Annotated in this window: 27 protein-coding genes; 11 read left to right on the top strand and 16 right to left on the bottom strand. The window is 65.7% G+C overall.

The window, feature by feature from the left end; genetic code table 11:
* Window positions 1-30 precede the first annotated feature (30 nt).
* From U1H82_RS15125 to U1H82_RS15135, 3 genes are all read left to right on the top strand, one after another.
* The gene (locus tag U1H82_RS15125) at window positions 31-504 is read left to right on the top strand and encodes an ExbD/TolR family protein (RefSeq protein WP_322965760.1); all 474 of its coding nucleotides are present in this window, start codon (window positions 31-33) and stop codon (window positions 502-504) included.
* A 34-nt stretch (window positions 505-538) separates the two neighbouring features.
* Window positions 539-964, top strand: a complete 426-nt coding sequence (locus U1H82_RS15130) for an ExbD/TolR family protein (RefSeq protein ID WP_322965761.1) — start codon at window positions 539-541, stop codon at window positions 962-964.
* A gap of 403 nt (window positions 965-1,367) precedes the next feature.
* Window positions 1,368-1,715: a tetratricopeptide repeat protein gene (locus U1H82_RS15135; protein ID WP_322965762.1), complete on the top strand. Its 348-nt coding sequence runs from the start codon at window positions 1,368-1,370 to the stop codon at window positions 1,713-1,715.
* A 365-nt stretch (window positions 1,716-2,080) separates the two neighbouring features.
* Here U1H82_RS15135 and dcd read toward each other — a convergent pair whose 3' ends face one another.
* The 4 genes from dcd to U1H82_RS15155 form a co-directional block, all read right to left on the bottom strand.
* Window positions 2,081-2,635, bottom strand: a complete 555-nt coding sequence (dcd, locus tag U1H82_RS15140; protein WP_007405039.1) for a dCTP deaminase — start codon at window positions 2,633-2,635, stop codon at window positions 2,081-2,083.
* A gap of 638 nt (window positions 2,636-3,273) precedes the next feature.
* Entirely contained in the window at window positions 3,274-3,726 is a 453-nt protein-coding gene (locus tag U1H82_RS15145; protein WP_322965763.1) for a cytidine deaminase, read from the bottom strand.
* Entirely contained in the window at window positions 3,723-4,397 is a 675-nt protein-coding gene (locus U1H82_RS15150; RefSeq protein ID WP_322965764.1) for a GH25 family lysozyme, read from the bottom strand. The genes U1H82_RS15145 and U1H82_RS15150 overlap by 4 nt, the downstream gene beginning before the upstream one ends.
* Complete coding sequence (locus U1H82_RS15155) at window positions 4,397-4,879, bottom strand: UPF0262 family protein (protein WP_322965765.1); 483 nt, start codon at window positions 4,877-4,879, stop codon at window positions 4,397-4,399. The genes U1H82_RS15150 and U1H82_RS15155 overlap by 1 nt, the downstream gene beginning before the upstream one ends.
* 98 nt (window positions 4,880-4,977) lie before the next feature.
* On the opposite strand from U1H82_RS15155, the gene U1H82_RS15160 reads away from it, so the two are divergent.
* The gene (locus tag U1H82_RS15160; protein ID WP_322965766.1) at window positions 4,978-6,471 is read left to right on the top strand and encodes a replicative DNA helicase; all 1,494 of its coding nucleotides are present in this window, start codon (window positions 4,978-4,980) and stop codon (window positions 6,469-6,471) included.
* Between the two features lie 200 nt (window positions 6,472-6,671).
* Here U1H82_RS15160 and U1H82_RS15165 read toward each other — a convergent pair whose 3' ends face one another.
* The 7 genes from U1H82_RS15165 to U1H82_RS15195 all read right to left on the bottom strand — a co-directional run bounded on the left by U1H82_RS15165 (window position 6,672) and on the right by U1H82_RS15195 (window position 13,449).
* On the bottom strand, window positions 6,672-7,418 hold the full coding sequence (locus tag U1H82_RS15165; protein WP_322965767.1) for a phosphoadenylyl-sulfate reductase: 747 nt from the start codon (window positions 7,416-7,418) through the stop codon (window positions 6,672-6,674).
* Window positions 7,411-7,869 (bottom strand): DUF934 domain-containing protein, encoded by a 459-nt coding sequence (locus U1H82_RS15170; protein ID WP_322965768.1) that lies wholly within the window; start codon window positions 7,867-7,869, stop codon window positions 7,411-7,413. Before U1H82_RS15170 ends, U1H82_RS15165 begins: the two co-directional genes overlap by 8 nt.
* Window positions 7,862-9,487 (bottom strand): nitrite/sulfite reductase, encoded by a 1,626-nt coding sequence (locus U1H82_RS15175; protein ID WP_322965769.1) that lies wholly within the window; start codon window positions 9,485-9,487, stop codon window positions 7,862-7,864. The genes U1H82_RS15170 and U1H82_RS15175 overlap by 8 nt, the downstream gene beginning before the upstream one ends.
* Before the next feature lie 11 nt (window positions 9,488-9,498).
* A complete protein-coding gene (locus U1H82_RS15180; RefSeq protein WP_322965770.1) occupies window positions 9,499-9,795 on the bottom strand; it encodes a DUF2849 domain-containing protein in 297 nt (98 codons plus the stop codon).
* On the bottom strand, window positions 9,792-10,583 hold the full coding sequence (gene cobA, locus U1H82_RS15185) for a uroporphyrinogen-III C-methyltransferase (RefSeq protein WP_322965771.1): 792 nt from the start codon (window positions 10,581-10,583) through the stop codon (window positions 9,792-9,794). Before cobA ends, U1H82_RS15180 begins: the two co-directional genes overlap by 4 nt.
* Window positions 10,584-10,646: 63 nt before the next feature.
* Window positions 10,647-12,062, bottom strand: a complete 1,416-nt coding sequence (astD, locus tag U1H82_RS15190) for a succinylglutamate-semialdehyde dehydrogenase (protein ID WP_322965772.1) — start codon at window positions 12,060-12,062, stop codon at window positions 10,647-10,649.
* 10 nt (window positions 12,063-12,072) lie between these two features.
* Window positions 12,073-13,449 carry a protein adenylyltransferase SelO family protein gene (locus tag U1H82_RS15195; protein WP_322965890.1) on the bottom strand — a complete coding sequence of 459 codons (1,377 nt, stop codon included), beginning with the start codon at window positions 13,447-13,449 and terminating at the stop codon, window positions 12,073-12,075.
* Window positions 13,450-13,486: 37 nt separating this feature from the next.
* Here U1H82_RS15195 and U1H82_RS15200 point away from each other — a divergent pair, with 37 nt between their 5' ends.
* The gene (locus U1H82_RS15200) at window positions 13,487-14,347 is read left to right on the top strand and encodes an alpha/beta fold hydrolase (RefSeq protein WP_322965773.1); all 861 of its coding nucleotides are present in this window, start codon (window positions 13,487-13,489) and stop codon (window positions 14,345-14,347) included.
* A 42-nt stretch (window positions 14,348-14,389) separates the two neighbouring features.
* Here the strand turns inward: U1H82_RS15200 and U1H82_RS15205 are convergent, their stop codons facing one another.
* The 4 genes from U1H82_RS15205 to U1H82_RS15220 form a co-directional block, all read right to left on the bottom strand.
* A complete protein-coding gene (locus tag U1H82_RS15205) occupies window positions 14,390-14,644 on the bottom strand; it encodes a DUF6356 family protein (protein WP_322965774.1) in 255 nt (84 codons plus the stop codon).
* Window positions 14,645-14,705: 61 nt separating this feature from the next.
* On the bottom strand, window positions 14,706-14,906 hold the full coding sequence (locus U1H82_RS15210; protein WP_322965775.1) for a helix-turn-helix transcriptional regulator: 201 nt from the start codon (window positions 14,904-14,906) through the stop codon (window positions 14,706-14,708).
* Window positions 14,903-15,313, bottom strand: coding sequence for a hypothetical protein (locus tag U1H82_RS15215; RefSeq protein WP_322965776.1), 411 nt, complete (start codon window positions 15,311-15,313; stop codon window positions 14,903-14,905). The genes U1H82_RS15210 and U1H82_RS15215 overlap by 4 nt, the downstream gene beginning before the upstream one ends.
* A gap of 63 nt (window positions 15,314-15,376) precedes the next feature.
* The gene (locus tag U1H82_RS15220; RefSeq protein ID WP_322965778.1) at window positions 15,377-16,768 is read right to left on the bottom strand and encodes a UDP-N-acetylmuramate--L-alanine ligase; all 1,392 of its coding nucleotides are present in this window, start codon (window positions 16,766-16,768) and stop codon (window positions 15,377-15,379) included.
* A gap of 74 nt (window positions 16,769-16,842) precedes the next feature.
* Here U1H82_RS15220 and U1H82_RS15225 point away from each other — a divergent pair, with 74 nt between their 5' ends.
* The 6 genes from U1H82_RS15225 to infC all read left to right on the top strand — a co-directional run bounded on the left by U1H82_RS15225 (window position 16,843) and on the right by infC (window position 22,492).
* Window positions 16,843-17,658, top strand: coding sequence for an LD-carboxypeptidase (locus U1H82_RS15225; RefSeq protein WP_322965780.1), 816 nt, complete (start codon window positions 16,843-16,845; stop codon window positions 17,656-17,658).
* A gap of 92 nt (window positions 17,659-17,750) precedes the next feature.
* A complete protein-coding gene (locus tag U1H82_RS15230) occupies window positions 17,751-18,434 on the top strand; it encodes an SIMPL domain-containing protein (RefSeq protein ID WP_322965781.1) in 684 nt (227 codons plus the stop codon).
* Window positions 18,435-18,672: 238 nt separating this feature from the next.
* Window positions 18,673-18,882, top strand: coding sequence for a con-10 family general stress protein (locus U1H82_RS15235; protein ID WP_322965782.1), 210 nt, complete (start codon window positions 18,673-18,675; stop codon window positions 18,880-18,882).
* 118 nt (window positions 18,883-19,000) lie between these two features.
* Window positions 19,001-19,750 carry an EAL domain-containing protein gene (locus tag U1H82_RS15240; protein WP_322965783.1) on the top strand — a complete coding sequence of 250 codons (750 nt, stop codon included), beginning with the start codon at window positions 19,001-19,003 and terminating at the stop codon, window positions 19,748-19,750.
* A 90-nt stretch (window positions 19,751-19,840) separates the two neighbouring features.
* Window positions 19,841-21,844 (top strand): threonine--tRNA ligase, encoded by a 2,004-nt coding sequence (thrS, locus tag U1H82_RS15245; protein ID WP_322965784.1) that lies wholly within the window; start codon window positions 19,841-19,843, stop codon window positions 21,842-21,844.
* Window positions 21,845-21,958: 114 nt separating this feature from the next.
* Window positions 21,959-22,492 carry a translation initiation factor IF-3 gene (gene infC / locus U1H82_RS15250; RefSeq protein ID WP_037569087.1) on the top strand — a complete coding sequence of 178 codons (534 nt, stop codon included), beginning with the start codon at window positions 21,959-21,961 and terminating at the stop codon, window positions 22,490-22,492.
* A 389-nt stretch (window positions 22,493-22,881) separates the two neighbouring features.
* On the opposite strand, the gene U1H82_RS15255 is transcribed toward infC, so the two are convergent.
* A complete protein-coding gene (locus U1H82_RS15255; protein ID WP_322965785.1) occupies window positions 22,882-25,626 on the bottom strand; it encodes a [protein-PII] uridylyltransferase in 2,745 nt (914 codons plus the stop codon).
* Window positions 25,627-25,648: the final 22 nt, after the last annotated feature.

Consider the following 25,648-nt stretch of genomic DNA (forward strand, 5'->3'; position numbering starts at 1 on the left):
GATAGAATGCATGGATAGGATAGCTCTCTCATGGCGATGAGCGTTGGCGGGGACTCCGCCGAGAAACCGATGTCGGAGATCAACACGACGCCCCTCGTGGACGTCATGCTGGTGCTCCTCATCATCTTCCTGATCGCGGTTCCGGTCGTGATTCAGACCGTTCCTCTGAAGCTGCCGAACGTCCGCTTCGAACCGACGACGACGAAGCCGGAAAACGTGTCGCTTTCGGTCACCAGCGAGAATGGCCAGTGCAAGGTGTACTGGAACCTGACGCCGGTGACGTCGGACGAACTGCGCACCCGCGCGGTCGAAAAGCTGAAGGCCGAGATCGAGCGGCTGGGCCCCAACATCACGGCCGATCAGCTGCCCGAAGTTCACATCCGCGCTGACGTGAACACGCCGTACCGGTGCGTCGGTGGCACCATCTACACGATGCAGCAGGCCGGTTTCGCCCGTGTCGGCTTCATCTCCGAGCCGCCCCCCGGCGGCAACCCCCGCGCCTGATCGGCCGGGCGGACACAATAGGAGTTAGCACGCCATGGCAATGAGCGCCGGATCTGATGATGGCGAGCCGATGATGGACATGAACACGACGCCGTTGATCGACGTCATGCTCGTGCTCCTCATCATGTTCATCATCACCATCCCGATCCAGACTCACGCGGTGAAGGTCGACCTGCCGGTCAACTCGAAGACCCCCTCGCCGGTCGTGAACAGCGAGAAGAACAAGATCGGCATCGACGCCGCCGGTACGGTCACCTGGAACGGTGCCCCGGTCGACGAGGTGACGCTGCGCCAATATCTGGATCAGACCGCCGCGATGAATCCGGAGCCGGAACTGCACTTCCAGCCCGCGCCCGACGCGAAGTACGCCAAGGTCGACGAGATCCTGGCCGTCATCAAGCGTTCGGCGGTGACGAAGCTCGGCTTCATCGGCAACGAGCAGTATCGCAAGGATTTCTGATCCTTCGGTCAGGTCGATGATGAAACGGGGCGGTCTCTTCGGAGGCCGCCCTTTTTCGTTGGGGCAGGGGCGGTGTTAGGACGAGACCCAACGGACCTCGCGAAACGCCGCCCGATCAGGCGCCTGCGGCTGGCCCCGCCGCTCCAGCGGACGGCTGGGGTCTTTATCCGATCGGCACTGATCCCAAGCGACAAATCCCACCCTTCTGCCGATGGCGTTCGGCCATGACGGACGTTCCTGACGGCGGTGATCGGCATGACAGTCGGTCTATCTTCAGGCCCAGTTTGTGGCGCTTCTGACGATCTGCCCTGCGATATATCCTCGCCCTCTTGCCGACGTTTCATAAAAGTGACACTCTGAAGTCACAAAAATGAAACATAGGAGAAGAGCGATGCGTGGAGTGGTGTCGGTTCTGCTTGTGGCGGCGGCGGGCATGGCGGCCCCGGCCATGGCCCAGGATGCTTGGCCGCAGCGGACGGGGTATCAGGATATCGCCGCAGGCAATTTTGCCGCGGCCGAACGCACCCTGCTTCAGGAGCGCCGGGCCGATCCGAGGAGCCCGGAACTGATGCTGAACCTCGCCGCCGTCTACGCCAAGACCGGTCGCGCCGCCGAAGCGCGTGCGCTGTACGGCGCGGTGCTGGAGGAAAAGGCGATCGCCATGGACATGCCGTCCGGAGCGATCCTGTCGTCGCACACGGTCGCCAGGTCGGGGCTGCGCCATCTGCCGCAAACGGTCGCCTCGCGCTGAGCCATTAGGGGCAAGTCCGGCGGATGACCGGACTTGCCCGATCGGATTCGGCGCTGATGTTTACGGGTAGGGGTGGGCTTGGGCTGATCGTGACGATGCTGAGTTTTTGGCATCGGCCTTCGGATCGCAGTCAGTAAGCTTGGGCTTATGCCCTGAAGCGCCTCATCACGTGGATAAGACCCGACCCGGTTAACTTCATCCTCCCGTGCAAGGGGGAGGAATTTCGGAAATCCCTTCGAACGCTGGGCAACGGCCCCATATGCGTCGCTTAGGACAAGGCATTATAGCCCCGCTGACACGGCTTACCGATAAGCGGGCACGTCGTTAGCGGCTCGCTTCTGTACGCCGTCAAGCGGCCAATGCCCTCACAACCGCGGCAGGGTGACCCCACGCTGGCCCATATATTTGCCCGCGCGGTCGGCATAGCTGGTCTCGCACGGCTCGTTGCCCTTCAGGAACAGGAACTGGCACGCGCCTTCATTGGCGTAGATTTTCGCGGGCAGCGGCGTGGTATTGGAAAATTCCAGCGTCACATGGCCCTCCCAACCCGGCTCCAGCGGGGTGACGTTCACGATGATGCCACAACGCGCATAGGTGGACTTGCCCAGGCAGATGACCAGCACGTCGCGCGGTACGCGGAAATACTCGACCGTGCGGGCCAGCGCGAAGCTGTTGGGCGGGATGATGCAGACATCGGTCTTGCGGTCGACGAAGCTGTTCGAGGCGAAGTCCTTGGGGTCCACCACCGCGCTGTCGACATTGGTGAAAATCTTGAACTCGTCCGCCACCCGCGCGTCATAGCCATAGGAGGACAGGCCATAGCTGATGCAGCCGTCGCGGCGCTGATTCTCCACAAAGGGTTCGATCATGCCTTGGGTCTGCGCGGCTTCGCGAATCCAGCGGTCGGACAGGATCGACATCTTCATTCCCCTTAAGCGTGGCCGCTCATCGCCGGATCGTGCGGACAGGGCAAGCGGCAACCGTAAAAAGGGGCTGGCCGTTGGCGCCGCGTCGCGCAGTAAGGCGCTCAATGCATCTTGTGCGCGGGTGAATTTCAGCCGTTCCACCCCGTCGTTGCGTTGAAACGCGCGAGCTTCACGCGGGCGGCGATAGGGCTGATGCTCGACCGGCCAGACAAAAATTGTTGGGGTCGGAAGCGGACACTGTCGCCCTCCTGAAATTCACGGAGCCATCCATCGGGGCGAGCGGATCGCGGCGGCGCTGCCGGACGGTAAGTTGATTTGTTCACGCGGAGACGCGGAGGGGGTGTAGCCGATCGTCAACGACTGCCGGTTATCGCCGGGGAGCGGGAGACTTAAACACTTCTTCTCCGCGCCTCCGCGTGAACAAATCTTCGTGTCGTCGCGTGGGAGCATCAGCCGCAGCTACGCCGTGTGCGCCAAGTTATTTGTTCGCGCAGAGGCGCGGAGGACGCAGAGGGGACGTGCGAGGTCATGGGCCATGACCCGCTATCGCTGAAGGGGAGGGGACTTGGACTTCGACTCTGCGCTCTCTGCGCCTCTGCGCGAACCGAATCTCCGCGCCTTCGCGTGGATCTTCAACTGATCCCCAGATCCGCCGGGCCGAAGGCGTCGGGCAGCAGTTCCGACAAACGATAGGTCCGCACCGCATCGCCCTCCGCCGCGCCGCAATGGACGGGCAGGTCGCGGCCGCCCATTTGCGCGGCTTCGTTGATGACCTGGCGGCAACGGCCGCAGGGGCTGACCGGCGTCATGCCGGTGGGCATGCCATCGGCGTCCATCGCGCCGCCGATCACGCCGATCGCGACGATCTCGCGCAGTCGCCCGGCGGCCGAGGCGGTGGCGATCGCGACCGTCTCGGCGCAGAGCGACAGGCCGTAGCTGGCATTCTCGAAATTCGCGCCCGTCACGACCGACCCGTCCGCCATCAAGAGCGCCGCGCCGACTGCAAAGCGGCTGTACGGCGCATGGGCATTACGCGCAGCATCGCGGGCGGCGGCGATAAGAGCGTGCGGATCGGTGGCATTCATGGCGTGACGACGTCCCAGTTGACGGGGCCTTCCACCCCCTCGACCCGGCGGAAATCGCTGGCACGCCACATGCGCCAGGGGCGCGCGGCATAATCGGGCTTGAACAGATTGCCGATCGCCCAGACCGGGCGGTCGATCGCGGCGGTGATGGTATATTCGGATTCGAACGGCTTGGAGACGCGCAGCATCACCGGCTTGGCGGTATGCGTCTCGACCATCGACACGAAACGGGTCAGGTCGGCGACCAGTTGCGCGCGGTCGGGCCGGGCGGTGCAGTCGTCGTGAAAGGACAGGTCGATCGCGGTGGGTAGCGCATCGCCCGCGCGCGGCACGAAGATGTTGAAGGCATCCGCCTGCGCCGCGGCAGGCTGGCACAGCGAATAGATATGGATCGCGCCACGCCGCATTCCCGCCTCGGGCAGGGCGTCCCAATTCCCCTCGAACGACGGATCGCGCCGGTCGGTGCCCGAGGTTGCGACCAGATAGGCGAAGTCCGCGCCGTTCGCGCGCAGCGTCCGCCATTCGACGGCGGGCGGGTTTTCGGGCAGGTCGATGCCCTGCAGCGGATAATGCTCGGTCGAGGGCTGCCAATGCGTGACCCAATGCCGCCCGCCCGCGCTGATCGCGCCAAGGGCCAGCAGCCCGGCCCCGATTTTCCAGAGAATCGCCATCAGTTGCGGATATGCAGGACGCAGAGCAGTGTGAAGAGGCGGCGTGCGGTGTCGAAGTCGACCTCGATCTTGCCGGTCAGCCGCTCCTTCAGCATCTGCGCCGCGTCGTTATGGATGCCCCGGCGGGCCATATCGATCGTCTCGATCTGTTGCGGCGTGGCGGCGCGGATCGCCTGATAATAGCTGTCGCAGATCGCGAAATAATCCTTGATCGGCCGCCGGAACCGCCCCAGCGCCAGCACCAACGTCTCGATATGCGTGCCGTCCTCGCGGTACATATGGATGCCGAGCCGTCCCTCCTCGGACTCCAGCTTGATCCGATAGGGCCCGGCATAGCCGTCCGCCTGCGGCCGCTGCGGCGCGAAATAATTTTCCTCGATCAAGTCGAAGATCGCGATCCGCCGCTCCTGCTCGACATCGGCCGAGCGCCAGCCCAGGCTGCGCTCGTCGAGTTCGATGGATATGATCCGGGGATCGGCCATGCGAACCGGGATAGTCGCGAAGCGCGTGCGCCGCAAATCCCCCGCTGATCGACTGAATGCGTTTTCATCCGGGGCCTCTTCGCGCTAACGCCAAAGGAATGGCCACCCTCGCATTTCAGAACCCGGCTGCCGCCACCGAGCCGCAGCAACTTCCCCGCAATATCGAGGCGGAGGCCGCGCTGCTCGGCGCGATGATGATCGACAACCGGCTGGCCGACGACCTGGTCGACCGGCTGGACCCGGAGCATTTCTTTGAGCCGGTGCATGGCCGGGTGTTCGCCGCGATCAAGAATCTGCGCGCCACCGACATGCTGGCGACCCCCGTCACCCTGCGTCCGATGTTCGAGGCGGATGAGGGGATGAAGGCGCTGGGCGGCCCGTCCTATCTGGCGCAACTGACGGGCTCTGGCGCGGGCCTGATCGGCGCGCGGCAGTTCGCGACGCAGATCTACGACCTCGCCATGCTGCGCGCGCTGGTGACGGTGGGGCGGACGCTGGTCGACCGGGCGATGGACACCTCCGAAGAGGTGAACCCGCGCGCCCAGATCGAGCTGGCCGAGAATGAGCTGTTCAAGGTTGCGGCCGATGGCGGTTCCGAAAATGCGGTGAAGAGCTTCTCCCAGGCCACCACCATGGCGGTGAAGAATGCCGAGCGGGCGCTGAACTCCGGCGGCCATGTCTCGGGCATCACCACGGGTCTCGACTCGGTCAATGCCAAGATCGGCGGTATGCACCGCTCCGACTTGATGATCCTGGCGGGCCGTCCGGGCATGGGTAAGACCTCGCTGGCCACCAACATCGCGTTCAACGCGGCGCGGCGCTGGATGCGCGACATGCAGGACGGCATTCCGCCCTCCGAGTCGGTCGGCGCCAAGGTCGCGTTCTTCAGCCTCGAAATGTCGGCCGACCAGCTGGCGACGCGTATCCTGGCCGAACAGTCGGGGATCAGCTCCGAAGCGCTGCGCATGGGCAAGATCAGCCGCAACGAGTTCGCCCAGCTCGCCGCTGCCGCCGCCGAGCTGGAGCAGTTGCCGCTGTTCATCGACGATACCGGCGGCCTGACCATCTCCGCGCTGCACACCCGCGTCCGGCGGCTCCAGCGGCGGCTGAACAACGAGCTGGGTCTGGTCGTGGTCGACTATCTCCAGCTGCTGACCGGCTCGGGCAAGTCGTCGGAGGGCAACCGCGTGCAGGAAATCTCCGAGATTTCGCGCGGGCTGAAGACGCTGGCCAAGGACATGAACGTGCCGGTGCTGGCGCTGTCGCAGCTGAGCCGTGCGGTCGAACAGCGCGAGGACAAGCGGCCGATGCTGTCCGACCTTCGCGAATCGGGCTCGATCGAGCAGGACGCCGACATGGTCTGGTTCGTGTTCCGCGAAGACTATTACATGATGCAGCGCGAGCCCAAGCGCCCGATGGAAGGCGATGACGGCAAGGTCTTCGAGGATCACGCGAAATGGGCGACCGAGGTGGAGCGGGTCTATGGCCTCGCCGAGCTGATCGTCGCCAAGCAGCGTCACGGTGCGACCGGCAAGGTGGTGATGAAGTTCGATCCGACGATCACGCGGTTCACGGATTTCGCGGGGTATTGATCCGCTGTCGTTGAGGGGATGATACGCTGTACACCCCCGACGACCCCGGCGAAGGCCGGGGCCCAGCTGCCACGAAGTTTGAGGCGCGCCAGGCGGGGCGTGGGAGGCCACCTCACCGCTTGGCTGTTTCGTGTGTTACCGGCCGCATCGCAACTGGACCCCGGCCTTCGCCGGGGAGGTTCCGTTAAGCTATGTAGGGATCAACCCGGCCGAACGGCTTCCACCGGCCGGTGGATGCCGCATTCCACCTTGTCGAACCCGCGCCAGCGGCCCGCGCGCGGGTCTTCGCCGGGCTTCACTTGGCTGGTGCACGGCGCGCAGCCGATCGAGAGATAGCCCTCCGCCTCCAGCGGATGACGCGGCAGATCGTGGGCGGCGAAATAGCCGTCGAGCGCGGCCTTGTCCCAATCCGCCAGGGGATTGAGCTTCAACCGGCCATCCTCGACCTCGAAGCGGGGCAGGGCGCGGCGGGTGCCCGCCTGGAAACCCTTGCGGCCCGAAATCCAGGCCTCGAAGGGCGCAAGGCCGCGTGCCAGCGGCTCGACCTTGCGCAGGTCGCAGCAGCCATCGGGGTCGTATCCGTGGCGGATGCCCTCGGGGTCTTTCGCCGCCAGCCGCGCGGGGTCGGGCTGGATAACGCGGACGTCGAGCAGGCCCAGCCGCTCGATCAGCGTGTCGCGATAGGCCAGCGTTTCGGGAAACATCTTCAGCGTGTCGGTGAAGACCACCGGCGTCGCCGGATCGGCCTGCGCGACCATGTGGAGCAGCACGGCGGACTCGGTGCCGAAGGACGACACCGCCGCGATTCCGCCGCGCAGTTCGCCGGTCAACAGGGTGCGCAGCATCTCCGGCGCTGGCACGCCAGCAAACCGCGCTTCATACGCCGCCGCATCCTCGGCCGTATAGGCGGGCCGAACGTCGATCCGGTCGAGCGCCCGCTCAGCCATGGCGCAGTTTCCACACCGGCACGCGCGCGTCGGCGGCCTTCTGATAGGGCTGGGGATAGAGCGCGAGCAGCTTGGTCAGCGTCGCCGCGTCGACCGGCTTTTCGGGCGCGAAGCTGTCGAAGCCGCAGCGACGCATATGCGGGATCTGGTCGACCAGCACGTCGCCCGCCGCGCGCAGCTCGCCCTCGAACCCCGCCTCGCGCAGGATTCGCGCCGCCGAATAGCCGCGCCCGTCGCGAAAGGTCGGGAAGCTGATCTCGACCAGCGCGATCTGCCCCAGATGGTCGAGCAGTTCGCGCGCATCGTCGCCCGCTTCCAGTCGGACGGCGGTGGCGTTGGTCTGGCCCAGGAACGCGTCCAGCGTCACCGCCGGTTCGTCATGCACCACATCGTCGCGGAAGCGCAGCAGCGTCTCGCCCGCATTCGTGTTCACGGTGATGGGATCAACCATAAATGGCTTCCTTGAACGGCTGCATGCCGACGCGGCGATAGGTGTCGAGGAAGCGCTCGCAGCCCTCGCGCAATTCGACATAACGGTCGGTCACGCGCTCGATCGCATCGACCACGCCGTCCTCGTCGAAACCGGGGCCGGTGATCTTGCCGAGCGACACATCCTCCGCGCCCGATCCGCCGAGCAGCAGCTGGTAATTCTCGGTGCCCTTCTTATCGACGCCCAATATGCCGATATGCCCGGCATGATGGTGGCCGCAGGCGTTGATGCAGCCCGAAATCTTCAGCTTCAGCTCGCCCAGCTCGCGCTGCCGCCCGGCGAAACGCGCGCCGATCTTCTGCGCCAGCGGGATGGAGCGGGCATTGGCCAGGCTGCAATAATCGAGACCGGGGCAGGCGATGATGTCGGAGATCAGGTCAAGATTGGCCTCGGCCAGTCCGGCGTCGCGCAATGCGGTCCAGATGGTGTAGAGATCGGCCTTGCGGACATGCGGCAGGACGATGTTCTGGGCATGGGTCACGCGCAGTTCGTCATGGCCGTAACGCTCGGCGAGGTCGGCCATCAGGTCGATCTGGTCGGCCGAGGCGTCGCCGGGGATGCCGCCGATCGGCTTCAGGCTGATCGTGATGATGGCATGGCCGGGTTGCTTGTGGGCGACGACATTCTGGTCCAGCCAAACCGCGAAGTCGGGGTCCGAACGGTCCACCGTATCGGGCGCATCCGCCGCGAAGTCGGGCCCAGCGAACATCGCGGTGATCCGCTCCAGCTCGGCCAGCGGCGGGTCGATGCCGAGGTCGCGGATCGCGGCGAACTCCGCTTCCACCTGGTCGCGGTACGCGTCGACGCCGATCTCGTGGAGCAGGATCTTGATCCGCGCCTTGTAGATATTATCGCGGCGGCCATAGCGGTTATAGACCCGCAGGCACGCCTCCAGATAGCTCATCAGGTGATCGGCGGTGATGAAGTCCTTCACCTCATGCGCGATCATCGGGGTGCGCCCCATGCCGCCACCGACGAAGATCTTTGCGCCGAGCACGCCGTCCCGCTCCAGCAGCTGGATGCCGATATCGTGCAGCCGCATCGCCGCACGGTCTTCGTCCGCCGCGATCACCGCGATCTTGAACTTGCGCGGCAGGTAGGTGAATTCCGGGTGGAAGGTCGACCATTGCCGGATCAGCTCGGCCCAGGGGCGCGGATCGGCGACCTCGTCGGCGGCGGCTCCGGCGAACTGGTCGGACGAGATGTTGCGGATGCAGTTGCCCGAGGTTTGGATGGCATGCATCTGCACCGTCGCCAGTTCGGCCAGGATATCGGGCGCATCGGCCAGCTTGATCCAGTTATACTGGATGTTCTGGCGCGTCGTGAAATGGCCGTAGCCGCGATCATATCGCCTCGCGATATGGCCCAGCATCCGCATCTGGCGACTGTCCAGCGTGCCATAGGGCACCGCGATGCGCAGCATATAGGCGTGCAGTTGAAGATACAGGCCGTTCATCAGCCGCAACGGCTTGAACTGATCCTCGGTCAGCGCGCCCGACAGGCGGCGTTCCACCTGGTCGCGAAATTCCTCGACACGGGCATCGACGATGCTTTGGTCATAGTCGTCGTAAACGTACATGCGCTAATCTCTCAAATGACCCAGGCGCCGGCGTCCGTATCGGCGGGCTTGAGCGTCAGGTCGGGGCGCACCGTGGGGCCAAGCGCGCGGATACGGTCCTTGATATGGGCGGGGCGGGGGCCTTGTTCGGTCGCCTCGGCGTCGATCAGATAGGGCACGTTGACCCGGCGCGCGCCTTCCTCGGCGCGCAGGATCGCCTCGCCTTGTCCGCCGACATCGACCGCATCCTCGATATGGCGCGACCAGTCCTGGCCGGTCCACCAGACGACATCGCCGGTCGCCAGATCATTGCCCGTCAACAGCTTCATGCGCTCATCCCTTCCGCCACGCGGGCCCAGCGCGCCAGCTTGTCCTCGGCATCCGACAGCGTCACGACTTCGCCGACGACGATGATCGCCGGGCTCTGAACCTTCTCGCGCTCGACCATGGCCCCGAGATCGGCGAGCAGGGTGCGAAGGGCGCGGTGCCCCTCCAGCGTGCCGCGCTCCAGCACCGCCACCGGCATGTCGGGCGCGACGCCATCGGCCATCAGCTTGTCGGCAATGCCGTTGGCGGTCGCCACGCCCATATAGATGACCAGCGTGCGCCCCTGGCCCGCCAGCCCCGACCAGTCCTGATCGGTCAGCCCCTTGCACTGGCCCGCGACGAACGAGACGGCAGAACTATGGTCGCGGTGGGTGAGCGGCAGCATCGCCTCCGCCGCGCAGCCAAGTGCGGCCGAGACGCCGGGGATTACCTCGACGGGAAGACCGGCGGCGCGCACCGCCTCCACTTCCTCGCCGCCGCGTCCGAAGATGAACGGGTCGCCGCCCTTCAGCCGGACGACGATCGCGCCGGTCTTCACATGTGCGACGATCAGCGCGTTGATCGCGTCCTGCGACAGGGTATGGCGCGCGCGGCGCTTGGCGACCGAGATGCGCTGCGCCTCTGGCGGTGCAAGGTCCAGGACACGCGGGTCGATCAGCCCGTCATGGACCAGGACATCGGCGGTCTTCAGCGCCTCGACCGCGCGCACGGTCAGCAGGCCCGGATCGCCGGGGCCTGCGCCGACAAGGATCACGCGCCCGCGCGCGGTGGGATCGAGAAGACTAGCCATGCTCCGACAGATGATCCTCCCCGCCGCACTCCACAACCGAGCGATGCTTGGGGCGGGGGTAGATCAGCTTTCGGGATGCAGGCCGATCGGGATCGTCGCGGCCGCCCGATCCGTTTCCGCGCTCGCCACCGGATAGGCGCAGTAATCGGCGGCGTAATAGGCGCTGGGGCGGTGATTGCCCGACCAGCCGATACCGCCGAACGGCGCGCTGGAGGCCGCGCCATTGGTCGGGCGATTCCAGTTGACGATCCCGGCGCGGATACCGGTCCAGAACTCTTCATACCGCTCGCGCGAGGGGGAGATCAGCGAGGCGGACAGGCCGTAGCGGGTGGCATTGGCCTGGGCGAGCGCCTCGGCAAAATCCGTCGCACGCGAGACTTGCAGGACCGGACCGAACAGCTCGTCGTCGGGGCGTTCGGCAACCTCAGTCACATCGAGGATCGCGGGGGTCAGCAAGGGGCGGTCCGGCGTGACCCGTGCCAACGGGCGGATGACCGTTGCGCCTCCTGCGACCAGATCGTGCACGCGCGCCAGCAGATGGTCGGCCGCCTCGTTATCGATCACCGGTCCCATGAAGGGGGCAGGATCGTCATGCGGCGCGCCGACGATGATCCGGTCGGTCAGGCGGGTCAGCGCCGCCATCAGCGGATCATAGAGCCGATCCTCGACGATCAGCCGCCGCCCCGCAGTGCAGCGCTGCCCGGCGGTGGTATAGGCCGACTGGACGATCAACGCGGCGGCGGCGTCGAGATCGGGGTCGTCCCAGACGATGATCGGATTGTTGCCGCCCATCTCCAGCGCCAGGATCTTCTCCGGCCGCTCGGCGAACTGGCGGTTGAGCGCCAGGCCGGTGCGCGCCGAGCCAGTGAAGAGCAGGCCGTCGATATCGTCATGCCCCGCGAGCGAGCGCCCCTGATCCGGTCCGCCGATCAGCAGCCGGACGACCCCCTCGGGCACCCCCGCCGCATGATAGCATTCGACCAGAAACGCCCCCGTCGCAGGCGTCTTCTCGGACGGTTTGAACACCACCGCATTGCCCGCCAGCAGGGCCGGCACGATATGGCCATTGGGCAGATGCGCGGGGAAATTATAGGGCCCCAGCACCGCCAGCACCCCATGCGGCCGATGACGCAGCGCCATGCGACCGCCGCCCGGCTGATCGGTGAACCGTTCGCCCGCCCGTTCGGCTTGCGCGGTGATCGAGATGGCGACCTTGGCGACGACCGTGTCGACCTCGGTCCTGGCTTCCCAGAGCGGCTTGCCGGTTTCGCGCGCGATCAGGTCGGCAAAGGCGTCGGCGCGCTCGCGGACCAGCTCGGCGAAACGGCGTAGCGTCGCGATCCGCTGCTCCAAAGGCGTCGTCGCCCACGGACTCCAGGCGGCGCGCGCCCTGGCCACGTCCTGCGCGGCGTCACCGACAGGCAGGTCGGCGATCAGCGCACCGGTTGCGGGTTCGTAGGTCGAGAGATGATCGGTCATGGGAGGAAGGCTAGGCCGCCGCGACCGGGTCGGCAAGCGCCTGGCCCATGGCGCGGACCCGCTCGACCTTGTCGTGGAGCATCGCCCAATCGTCCCGTTCGGCGATCGGTGCCCAGATCGCCTCCACCTCGTCGATCAGCATCGATTCGGGCTCACCCTGCCAATAGGCGTGATCGCGCGCGCGGCGGGGAGCATAGGGCTCGATCAAGTCGCGCAAATCGTTCCAGGTCTCGTCATAATGATCGGGAACCTGTCCGCCGAACAGGTCGAAATAGACGCGGTCGATATGGGCCTGGCTGGTACGCAGCGCGCGTTCGAACGTCTGGACCAGCGCGCGGTCCTCGGTTCCCTCACGCGGCGTGACGCCGAGTCGCCACAGGATCGCGGTCACGATCTTGGCCTGATAGGCGGTGGCGAATCCGTCCAGCGCGGCGATCAGCGGATCGCTCTCCGCGATCAGGCGCAGGCTGGAGGCGAGTTGCATCACGTCCCACTGTATCGCCTCGGGCTGACGCGCCAGCGCATACAGGCCCGTCTGGTCGAAATAGGCGGCGGTGAACGCCGGGTCCCAGGTCGGGGCGAACCGCCAGGGGCCATAGTCGAAGCTCTCGCCGGTGACGTTGATATTGTCCGAATTGAGCACGCCGTGGACGAACCCGGCGGCCATATACCGCGCCGCCAAGGTCGCCGTCCGTTGCGCGACCAGCGTCAGCAGCCGGACCGGATCGTCCGACTCCTCATCGTAGAAATGGCGCAGCACATAACCGACCAGCCGCGTCATCCCCGCCTCGTCGCGTTCGAAGGCGAGCCGCTGGAAACTGCCGATGCGGATATGACCATGGCTCATCCGCACCATCACCGCCGATCGGGTGGGGGAGGGCTCGTCGCCCCGGTGCAGCGCCTCGCCCGTCTCGATCAGCGACAGCGTGCGCGAGGTGGGGACGTTCAACGCCTCCAGCATCTCGGTCGCCAGGATTTCGCGCACCCCGCCCTTCAACGTCAGGCGGCCGTCGCCGAAGCGGCTATAGGGCGTCTGCCCCGACCCCTTGGTGCCGAGTTCGAGCAACCGGCCATCGGTCGCGGTCATCTGTGCGAAGGTAAAGCCACGCCCGTCGCCCAGGTCGGAATTATACTGGCGGAACTGATGCCCGTGATAGCGCAGTGCGAGCGGTCCGGGCAGCGTGTCGGGCAAGGGCTGGAACCGGCCCAGATGCGCCACCCATTCGTCGTCGGTCAGCGTCTCTAGCCCGATCTCGGCGGCGGCCCTGTCATTGCGGAAGCGGATGATGGTCTGCGGGAAATCGGCGGGCGCGACGGGATCGGCAAGGACATCGGCGATCTCGGTCAGGGCGCGGGCGGGGCGATAGGCTTGCGGGGACACGGGCATACCGCGATATGGAGACGGCACCGGAGGACCTTCAAGCATGATCCCTCATGAGAATCGATATTGGTGGTCGAAAGACGGCCTGCGGCTCCATGCGCGCGATTATCCGGGGGACGATGCATTGCCTCCGGTCATTTGCCTGCCCGGCCTGACCCGCAACGCCCGTGATTTCGAGGGGCTGGCCGAGGCGCTGGACGGCCGCGCGCGCGTCATCGCGGTCAGTTTTCGGGGGCGGGGCGAGAGCGCCTATGCCAAGGACCCGATGACCTATGTTCCCCTGACCTATGTCCAGGATGTCGAGGCGATGCTGGACGAATTGGGCATCGGCCGGTTCGTGGCGGTCGGCACCTCGCTCGGCGGGATCGTGACGATGGTGCTGGCGGCGACCGCGCGCGGGCGGCTGGCCGGCGCGGTGCTGAACGATATCGGGCCGGAGATCGAGGCGGCGGGCTTGGCTCGCATCCGCGGCTATGTCGGCAAGGGGCAGAGCTTTCCCACCTGGCTCCACGCCGCGCGCTGTCTCCAGGAGAATAACGAGGGCGTCTATCCCGGCTGGGGCATCGAGGACTGGCTGGCCATGGCCAAGCGGACCCATCGCCTGACCAGCGCAGGGAGGATCGTGCTCGATTACGACATGAAGATCGCCGAGCCCTTCCGCGTGCCCAATACCGAGGGCGGGTCGGACATGTGGGCCGCGCTCGACGCACTGAACGGCGTGCCGACCCTGGTGGTACGCGGCGAGCGGTCGGATATCCTGAGCGCGAATGTCGCCGAGCGGATGGTGCAGGCGATCGCGCCGTCCGAGCTGGTGACGGTGCCCAATGTCGGCCATACGCCCTTGCTGACCGAGCCGGAGGCGCTGGCCGGGATCGGGCGTTTGCTCGATCGGGTGGCGGAATAGGTCGAGTTCAGCGCAGCGCGGCAGGACGTCCGCGCTTACCCCTCAGATCACATATTCGACGCTCTTCATCTGCGTCTGCGCGGCCTGTTGCTTGCGCCGCTTGGCGACCATTTCGGCATGCAGCCGGGCCACCGTGTCGCTGCCCGTCGTGGTGCACAGTCCCGGCACCACCGCATGGACGATCGCGCCCAGCCCGCCCAGGATCATGATCCCCCCGAACCGCGCCGCCACGCCGAAATGCTGGACATAGCTTTCGCCGACGCTTGCGGGATGCTCGGTAAACAGGCGACGGAACATGACGGGCGTTCTCCTATGGCCGTTCGCGCCGATCCTATCATGCCGGTGGGGATTGACCAAATCAGCCCTTGGAGGGGCTGACAAAAATTTCCTCGATCGCACGGCCGAACAGCTCGGCGATCCTGAAGGCGAGGGGGAGGGACGGATCGTAGCGTCCCGTCTCGATCGCGTTGACGCTCTGGCGGCTGACCTCCAGCCGTTCGGCCAGGTCCTGCTGGCTCCAGCCGCGTTCGGCGCGCAGGGTGCGGAGATGGTTATTCACGCCCGCGCGCACCAATATTCCCGGACGGCATTGGCCATCACGCAGAACCCCAATCCGCTGAACCATAGGGTCGCGGCCCAATAGCCTTGCATATGCGCGACCAATCCAAAGCCTTCCAGAAATCCCCAGGCGGTCGTGAACGACAAGGTGATCCCGGTGGCGATCAGGGAATGCCGGACGAACTGCATACGGATATATTCGTCGCGCATCTCCATCATCAGCCGCCCGATGACGACGAACACCCCCATGATCGGCAGCGCGGGCAGAATCGCCACGCAATAGGCAAGCAACCCGGAAGGCGGGGCATGGCGGAACCAGAAATTGGCACCCATCAGGGTGATGCCGTACAACGTCATCGTGACGAACAGGCGGCGTGTATAGCGCTTCATTTCCGGCGGCATAGGCATGGCAACCTCCTTGGTATGTAAAGGAGGTTTTACATGAAAAGCGCGCTGTACGTCAAGCGTCCTTTACGTCGTTGCGAGCTTCTCCACCATATCCTGCGCGAGCAGGCTGAGCGTATCGTCGCGCGCGCCCATCACCACGATGCGGTCGCCGTCGCGCGCTTCGGCGATCAACATGTTCGCCGCCGTGGCGCGGTCGGCGATGTGGCGGGCGTCTACGCCCCGCGCGCGGAGGTCGGCGACGATGTCGGCGCTGGTCACCTCGCGGGCCACGGTGCCGCCGAAATAGGCCGGGTCGGGCAGGACGAGCATGTCGCCGGGCTTCATCCGCGTGGCGATGCTGTCGACCAGCTCGGTCCGCATGACCTTCAGCGGGCCATAGCCGTGCGGCTGGAACAGGAGCAGTAACCGTCCGGGAAAGGCGTGGAGCGTATCGAGCGTCGCGGCGATCTTGTCGGGGTTGTGGCCGAAATCGTCGATCACGGTGACGCCACCGCCCATGCCGACCTTCTCGAACCGGCGCTTCAGACCGGTGAAGCGCTCGACCGCGCGGATCGCATCGATCAGGGGCACGCCCGCCGCCACACTCGCGCCGATCGCGGCCAGCGCGTTGGAGACGTTGTGGCGGCCCGGCACCGACAGCCGGACATGATAGCCCGCCCCGCCGGTCACCAGGTCGAAGCTGATAGCGAACGGTTCGGGCTTCAGTGCTTCGGCGACCAGATCGGCCGCGCCCTCGACCGCGAAGGTGGTCAGGTTGGGCAGGTCCGCGAGCAGCGCCGCCGTCTCGGCATCGCCCGCATTGGCGACGACATGGGCCGCGCGTGAGGCAAAGCCGCCGAACAGGTCGCGCAATTCCTCCAGCGATTTGTGGTCCAGGCTGACATTGTTCAGCACCGCGATCGCCGGGTCATAGAGCGCGATCGAGCCGTCGCTTTCGTCCACCTCGCTGACGAACGCCGCGCCGTCGCCGACCAGCGCGCTGGCGAAGGGGCTGTCGGGCGAAACGAAATCCTTCATCACCGCGCCGTTCATCGCGGTCGGATCGCGCCCCGTTTCGTGCAGGATGAAGGCGATCATGCCGGTGACGGTCGACTTGCCGCTGGTCCCCGCCACGCCGATGGGCAGGCGGCTGTCGTTGAACAGGCTGGCCAGCATCTGCGCGCGGGTGGCACGGGGGCAGCCCAATTGGTTGGCGGCGACGATATCGGGCACCGTCTCCTCGACCGCGGCCGAGGCGATGACGAGCTGATCGGCGGAAGTCACGCCAGATCCATCCTGCGGGTAGAGCGCGATCCCGGCCTTGCGCAGCGCATCGAACTTGGCCGCGACCCGCCCCTGATCCAGCCCCCGGTCGGAGCCGGAAACCGTCCATCCACGCGCGCGCAGGATCATGGCGAGCGGCATCATGCCCGATCCGCCGATGCCCACCAGAAAACAGGAATTGCCGTTGGTCATGGGCCCACGCTATCGGCGGTTACGCGGTGCAGGGCAATGCCCGGCCGGACAGAGACGCTGGGGGACAGGACAGAATGAAGATCGGAATCCTCGCCCCCGCCAGCATCGGCAACCCCGCCGCCGAAGCGCCGGTCAGCGCCTTTGCCGCGATCGCCTATCCGGACGTGGACCTGATCTTCCACCCGCAATGCTATGAGCAGGACGGGCATTTCGCGGGGTCCGACGAGCGTCGCGCCTCGGCCTTCCTGGAATTCGCCAATGATCCGGGGATCGACGCGATCTGGTTCCTGCGCGGCGGCTATGGATCGAACCGCATCCTGTCGCGGGTCATGCCCAATCTGAACGCGGCGGCGGGGCACAAGACCTATATCGGCTATTCCGACCTCGGCTTCGTGCTGGCCGCGCTTTATGCCCGGCGGATCGGGCGGCCGGTGCATGGCCCGATGGCGAGCGACATACGGCGCCAGCAGGGCGACGTGACGGTGGCGCGTTCGCTCGGCTGGCTGGTCAGCGGCGACCGGCAGGGGCTGGAGCCGGGGCTCGACGGACGCCCGGCGGCGGCATTCAATCTGTCGATCCTGTCGGCGCTGATCGGCACGCCCTGGCTCCCCGACCTGACCGACCATGTCCTCATCATCGAGGAAGTGTCCGAGCATATGTATGCGGTCGACCGGATGCTGTTCACCATGGCGAACGCCACCCAGTTGAAGGGTGTCGCGGGCGTCCGGCTGGGCGCGGTCAGCCATGTGCAGGACAATGAACCCGCCTGGGGCGAGACGCTGGAATATATGATCCAGCGCTGGTGCACCGAAATGGGCGTGCCCTATCTGGGCCGCGCGCGGATCGGGCATATCCAGGATAATCATCTGGTGCCGTTCGGGATTGCGTGAGGGGAGAGGGGATTATGCGAGCCTTGCTATTTGGAACGATGCTCGGGATAGCTGCTACGGCCGGGGCGCAAGTGCCGTCGCGACCGCAGATCATGGTGTCGGCAACCGGCGTCGTACAAACCCCGCCTGACCGTGTCACGATCGGCTTCACGGTCGCCGGAGACGGCAAGACCTCGGACGAGGCCGCCGCCAAGGTCCGTGATGACGCCAAGGCGATCAGTGCGGGTGTTTCCGGCTATCTGAAGGGGAATATGCGCTGGCGGGCTTCGCAGTTTTCCATTCGACCGGTTCGGCCCGCCCGTTGCGAACCAGCTGATCCGGAACTCCCCGCCCTCGTAAAACCTGCCGCCGGTTCCTGCGCGATCCAGGGCTATGCAGCGACGATGCCCGTCACGATCGAAACCGCGCAGGTCGACGAGGCCGGGAGTGTAGTGAGCCTGATCGGTCGGCTCGGTGGTCAGAGTGTCAGCGTCGGCGAGTTCGGACTGAGCGATCCCCAGGGCGCGCGACGACAGGCCATGCGCGCCGCTCTGGTCAATGCTGAGGAGCAGGCGCGGTTGATTGCCGAAGGCTCGGGCGCGAAGCTGGGGGCGTTGCTGCGTGTGCAGGACTCGGATTATCTGGGCGAGGATAGGGATATGATACAGGACAGGTCGTCCGCGAATGCGCCCCCGCCGATGACAGTCGTGGCGCCGCCGCCCATTGCAATCGCCCTTGCGCCCGAGCCGATCCAGACCCGCGTTACCTTGATGGTGTCGTACGCAATCGATCAATGATCGCCTCGTAAATCCCATGACGTCGGCCTGGTATTGCCCGGCCTTTATGATGCGGCGAGGCAATCTTCTCTCCACGGGATAATGATATGGGTGAAGCGGCGCGCCACTGCTGCCGCTTCGCTCCATAAATCAGATCAGGATATGGCGCTTATGTAGAATATTATTGTTGGCGCGATTCCAGAAACTTAGAGTGACCCAATACCGTCTATCCGCTGCGGGGCGCAGTAGGAGAGATATGATGGCAGACAGCAATGGCGGTGGTGGCCGCGAGAATAATCCGGGCAATTTCGCCAATGACCGCGAAAAGGCGTCCGAGGCGGGCCGCAAGGGCGGTCAGGAAAGCGGCGGCAACTTCAAGAACGATCCCGAACGCGCGGCCGAGGCCGGGTCAAAGGGTGGCCAGGCCAGCCATGGCGGCGGTGGTAGCGGCGGTGGCCAGGGTCGCTGACCTTCACTGACCGGCAAATCGGGCGGCGGTGGAGTCGGACCACTGCCGCCCTTTTTCGTCAAAAAATCCTGGTGAGGCACGGCGTTAACCATTGCGCTCTAACCATGCCGCCATGGGAATGCGCAACATCTGCAGCGGATGCCGCGACGGGGTCGATTTCGAAATACCCTTCGTCATGGCGTTCCAGCCGATCGTGGACACACGGACCGGTCGGCCCTTCGCCTATGAAGCGCTGATCCGCGGCGTCGACGGCGCAGGCGCCTATAGCGTGCTGTCGCAGGTGAACGCGGCGAACCGCTATTCCTTCGACCAGGCGTGCCGGGTCAAGGCGATCGAGACCGCGATGGCCGCCGGGATCATGGCGGGCGATGCGCGGCTGTCGATCAACTTCCTGCCCAATGCCGTCTATTCGCCCATGGCTTGTATCCAGCTGACCCTGCGCACTGCCCAGGCCCAGGGGCTGCCCGTCGACCGGCTGATCTTCGAGTTTACCGAGAATGAGCAAATGGGCTCGCCCGAGCATGTCGCCGGGATCATCGACACCTATAAGCAGATCGGCTTTTCGGTTGCGATCGACGATTTCGGTGCGGGCCATTCGGGGCTGGACCGGTTCGTGCGCTTCGCCCCCGACGAGGTGAAGCTGGACATGGAACTGGTCCGCGACATCGACACCGATCCCCGCCGCCGCGCCATTGTACGTGCGATGGTCGGTATGTGCGCGGAGCTCGACACGCTGCTGATCGCTGAGGGGATCGAGACGGCGGCCGAGGCGGCGACGCTGAACGATCTGGGCGTTCATTATCACCAGGGCTATTGGTATGCCCGCCCGGCGCTGGAGACGCTGCCGGTCGTGCAGGGACGCGCCTGACCCCCATATACCTTGCGCCGTTTCTTCCCTATAGAGCCCCTCGCGCCGGGCTCCGCTGGCGCATCACCCTAATTATCGAAGAGAGTATCCATGTCTGCGATGTTCCGTATCACGCTGCCCGACGGTTCCGTCCGTGAGGTCGCGCCCGGAACTACCCCCGCGGACATCGCCGCCGCGATCGGGCCGGGGCTGGCCAAGGCGGCGATCGCCGCACGCGTCGATGGCGAGCTGCGCGACATCATGCGCCCGTTCGAGGGCGATTCCGCCCTCGCCCTGGTGACCGCGAAGGACGAGGCCGACGCACTGGAACTCGCGCGCCACGACTATGCGCATGTGCTCGCCGAGGCGGTGCAGGCGTTGTTCCCCGGCACGCAGATCACCTTTGGCCCGGCGACCGACGACGGCTTCTATTACGACTTTGCACCCAAGGATCGCCCCTTCACCGAAGAGGACCTGCCCGCGATCGAAGCCGAGATGCGCAAGATCATCGCGAAGGACGAGCCGCTGATCCGCGAGGTCTGGACCCGCGAGCAGCTGATCGAACGCTGGAAGGCGCAAGGGGAAAGCTTCAAGGCCGAATGGGCCGCCGAACTGCCCGATGACGAGGAACTGACCGTCTATCGTGCGGGCAAGGGCGAAGACGCCTGGCTCGACATGTGCCGGGGCCCGCACCTCGCCTCGACCGGCAAGCTGGACCCCAACGCCTTCAAGCTGACCCGCGTGTCGGGCGCCTATTGGCGCGGCGACCAGAAGAACGCGATGCTCAGCCGCATCTACGGCACCGGCTGGCTGAACAAGAAGCAGCTGGCCGAGCATCTGACGCGGCTGGAGGAAGCCGCCAAGCGCGACCACCGCAAGCTGGGCAATGAGATGGACCTGTTCCACCTCCAGCAGGAAGCGCATGGCTCGGTCTTCTGGCACCCCAAGGGCTATCGCATCTGGCGCGAGCTGGAGGCCTATATGCGCCGCGCGATCGACGCTGGCGGCTATCGCGAGGTGAAGACCCCGCAGGTGATGGACGCGCGCCAGTGGGAGCAGTCCGGGCACTGGGGCAAGTATCGCGAGAATATGTTCGTGATCCCCGACGAAGTGCCGAACACCGAGGACGAAGGCCCGCTGGTGTCGGACGATGCGCAGTGGATGGCGCTGAAGCCGATGAACTGCCCGGCGCACGTCCTGATCTTCCGCCAGGGGATCAAGTCCTATCGCGACCTGCCGCTGCGCTTCTATGAGAATGGCTGCTGCCACCGCAACGAGCCGCACGGCGCGCTGCACGGCCTGATGCGCGTGCGCCAGTTCACCCAGGACGACGCGCATATCTTCTGCCGCGAGGACCAGATCGTCGAGGAAGTCCGCGCCTTTTGCGAACTGGCGGACCGGATCTACAAGGATTTCGGCTTCACCTATTCGATCAAGCTGGCGCTGCGTCCCGAAAAGCGCTTCGGCACCGAAGAGATGTGGGACATGGCGGAGACCGAACTGCGCGACGCGGTCGTGCGGGCGGGGCTGGCGACCGAAGCCTATGGCTGGGAAGAGCTGCCGGGCGAGGGGGCTTTCTATGCGCCCAAGCTGGAATGGCATCTGACCGATGCGATCGGCCGGACCTGGCAGGTCGGCACCATCCAGTCGGACCGGGTTCTCCCCGAACGACTCGACGCGTCGTATATCGGCGAGGATGGCGAGCGGCACCGCCCGATCATGCTCCACCGCGCGATCTTCGGCTCCTATGAGCGGTTTATCGGCATCCTGATCGAGCATTATGCGGGCCGCTTCCCAGTCTGGCTGGCGCCGGTGCAGGCGGTGGTCGCGACCATCGTGTCGGATGCCGACGGCTATGCGGAAGACGTGGCGGCCAAGCTGGCGGCGGCGGGCATCCGGGTCGAGACCGATCTGCGCAACGAGAAGATCAACTACAAGGTGCGCGAGCACTCGGTCGCCAAGGTCCCCGTGCTGCTGGTCGTCGGCAAGCGCGAGGCCGAGGAAGGCAAGGTCGCCGTCCGCCGCCTGGGCAGCCAGGCGCAGGAGATCATGACGCTGGACGAAGCCATCGCCATGCTGCGCGAGGAAGCGACTCCGCCCGATCTTCGCGGCTGAAATCCGCTAAACTAACGGAAAGGGCGGGACGTTTGTCTCGCCCTTTCAAATTTGCGCCCGATCGCTTATATTGAAATCGTAATTGCCACAGGAGAAATACCCATACGTCCTCCCATGATGCGCCGTCCGATGCAGGCGCCGCCGATGAACGGTCCTCGGTTCAACGAGTGGATTCAAAGCCCCAAGGTTCGCGTGATCGACCATGAGGGCGAGAATCTTGGCGTGATGTACACGCGTGAGGCGATGGCCCAGGCCCAGGAGCTCGGTCTCGACCTGGTCGAGGTGTCGCCCAACGCCGACCCGCCCGTCGCCAAGTTCCTCGACGTCGGCAAGTATAAGTACGAGGCGCAGAAAAAGGCGAACCTCGCCCGCAAGTCGCAGAAGACGCAGGAGATCAAGGAGATCAAGATGCGTCCGAACATCGACGACCATGATTACGACACCAAGATGAAGAAGGTGGTCGAATTCATCGGCGAGGGTGACAAGGTGAAGGTCACCATGCGCTTCCGCGGCCGCGAGCTGAGCCATGGCCAGCTCGGCATGAACGTGCTCCAGCGCGTCGCCGAGCAGGTGGCCGAGGTCGCCAAGGTCGAAGCCTATCCGCGCATGGAAGGCCGCCAGATGCTGATGGTGCTGGCCCCGAAGTGATCGGGTGCGACTCGGGAGTGTAGGCTTCCGGGTGATGGCTTTGAAAGACCCCGGAGCCTTTTAGGCTGCCGGGGTTTTTTTGGGGTTCGCGCTGGAGCCGGAAGGCGACGGAAACCAGATCCGATCGCGCCAGACTGGTGGCAGTGCGCGCGATGGCCCCACGCGCCAATCCTCCCTGAGCTTGCTCGGGGAGGGGGACCGCGCCCGCAGGGCGTGGTGGAGGGGCAAGGCCGGTCCGTCCCGCCCCTCCACCATCCTTCGGATGGTCCCCCTCCCCAAGCACAGCTTGGGGAGGAATGGAGATTTAGAGCGCGATGACGTCAGCTTGACCCAATTCGTCATTGCTTCGCTACGCTCGCAATGACGATTCCAGCTCATGTCATCCTTCTCTAAGCCGCCACCTCCAACGCTTCCCCGGCCGCTGCGCCCAGCAACCTTTTCTCCAGCGTCTTCAGCCGCCCGCCATTGGTGATCCGATCCCCGGTCAGGTCGGTCAGATAGAAGACGTCGACCGCGCGCTCGCCATAGGTCGCGACATGCGCCGAATGGATCGTCACCTTCGACTGGAACAGCGCATGGGCGAGCTGGTTGAGCAGCGCCGGGCGGTCGCGAGCATGGACCTCGACCACGGTGAACCGGTTGGACGCCCGGTTGTCGATCAGCACATTGGGCGCGATTGGGAAGGCGTCGGCGCGTGGGCGGACCAGGGGCTTGGCGACCAAACGGTCGGCGAGCTTGCTGCGATTGGCGAGCGCATCCTCGATCGCGCGGCGCAGGCGGCCCAGCTGGCCCGGATCATCAAAGGGACGGCCGAGCGGGTCCTGCACCAGGAAATTGTCGATCGCCATGCCGTCGCGCGTGGTGTGGATGCGCGCGTCGATGATATTGCCGCCCGCGACATGGATCGCGCCCGCGATGCGGTAGAACAGCCCCGGATGGTCGGCGGCGTAGATCGAGACCAAGGTCGCGCCCCGCTCGCCATAGACCTGCGCATCGATCGACAGCTGTGCATCGCCCGCCGCCGCCATCTGGCGCGCGTTATGGGCGAGCACATCCTCGGGCTCGGCGATCCAATAGGCTTCGGGCAGGCGGCGGACATGGGCGGCGAACCGATCCTCGGGCCAGTCCAGTGCCTCGCGCAGACGGGCCTGTTTGGCCGCGATCCGCTCGGTCCGGCCGCGCTGCTTGTGACCGAGGCGCAGCACCTCTTCGGCCGCTTCGTAGAGATCGCCGAGCAACTGGCGCTTCCACCCGTTCCAGGTGCCCGGTCCCACCGCGCGAATATCGACGATGGTCAGCAGGAGCAGCAGGCGAAGCCGCTCCGGGCTTTGCACCGTCTCGCAGAAATCGAGGATCGTCTTGAAGTCGGACAGGTCGCGCTTGAACGCGGTGGCGGACATCAGCAGATGCCAGCGGACCAGCCACGCGACCGTCTCGGTCTCGGCATCGCTCAGGCCCAGGCGTGGGCACAGCCGCTCGGCCACCTCCGCGCCCAGGATCGAATGGTCGCCGCCGCGCCCCTTGGCGATGTCGTGGAGCAGGACCGCGACATAGAGGACGCGCCGCGACACGATCTGGTCGATGATCGCCGAGGCGACAGGATGCTCCTCGACCATGTCCTGCCGCTCGATCCGGGCGAGCAGGCCAAGCGCGCGGATGGTGTGCTCGTCGACGGTGTAATGGTGGTACATGTCGAACTGCATCTGCGCGACGACGCGCCCGAAATCGGGCACGAAGCGGCCGAAGACGCCCGCCTCGTTCATCCAGCGCAGCACCAGTTCGGGGTCGTGGCGGCTGGTCAGCACGTCCAAGAACAGCGCATTGGCGCGCGGGTCGCGGCGGATATCGTCCGCCAGCTTCGCGTCGCGCGATGCGGCGCGCATCGCCAGCGGATGGACCTCCAGCTCATACCGGTCGGCGAGCTGGAAAATCTCGATCAGCCGGACCGGGTCTTCCTGAAAGAAATCGTCGCGCGGCAGGGCGAGGCGTCCGCGATCGAGCACGAAGCCGTTCAACCGGCGCGGTCGCCTGCGGATGGTGGGCAGGCCGAAGCGATGCCCGCGCGCCGCGAACCGCTCGTCCAGATGCGCCAGGAACGCGCCGGTCAGCGCGCCGACCGTCTTCACCTGCAGGAAATAGAGCTGCATGAACCGTTCGACCTTGGCCTTGCCCGGCCGGTCGGAGAAGCGCATCCGCTCGGCGATCTGGCGTTGCACGTCGAAGGTGAGGCGATCCTCGGCGCGCCCCGTAATGGTGTGGAGGTGACAGCGCACCGCCCACAGGAAATTGTCGGCGCGGTGGAATTGGCGATATTCCTCGCGGGTGAACAGGCCCCGGTCGATCAGGTCGGCGGCGCGGTCCACGTCATAGACGTACTTGCCGATCCAGAAGAGCGCGTGGAGATCGCGCAGGCCGCCCTTGCCCTCCTTGACATTGGGTTCGACGACATAGCGGGTGTCGCCCATCTTGCGGTGGCGTAGGTCGCGCTCGGCCAGCTTGTCGGCGATGAACTGGCGGTGCGAATCGGTCTGAATCTCCGCCTTGAAGCGGCGTGACGCCTCGTCATAGAGCGCCTGATCGCCGCACAGGAATCGCCCCTCGAGAAGGGCCGTGCGCACCGTCACGTCGCCGCGCGCCTGACGGATCATCTCGTCGATCGAGCGGCTGGAATGGCCGACCTTCAACCCCAGGTCCCAGAGCGAATAGAGCATCGATTCGATGACCTGCTCAGCATGCGGCGTCTGCTTGAACGGGGTGAGAAAGCCGATATCGACATCCGAATAGGGCGCCATCTCGCCCCGGCCATAGCCGCCCACCGCGATCAGGGTCAGCCGCTCACCCGCCGTGGGGTTGCTCAACGGATAAAGCGTGTCGGTGGTGAAATCGAACAGCACCTTCAGCACCTGATCGGTCAGATAGGCCTGCGCCGCCGCCGCCTCCAGCCCGCGCGAGGGATGGAGCGCCAGCCGCCGCGCCACCTCCTGCCGCCCGGCGTCGAGCGCGGCGCGAAGGACCGGCGTGACCAGGGTGCGGCCTTCCGGCCCCGTGATCCCAAGTGCTGCGACCTGTTCGGCGAGCGCGCGGCGATCGACGATGGCGCGGCGGTTGGGGAGGGTTTCGAAACGGCTGTGCATGGGGGCATCATAGGGCGTCGGG

The organism is Sphingomonas fuzhouensis, assembly GCF_034659795.1.
GTDB classification, from domain to species: Bacteria; Pseudomonadota; Alphaproteobacteria; order Sphingomonadales; family Sphingomonadaceae; genus Sphingomonas; species Sphingomonas fuzhouensis.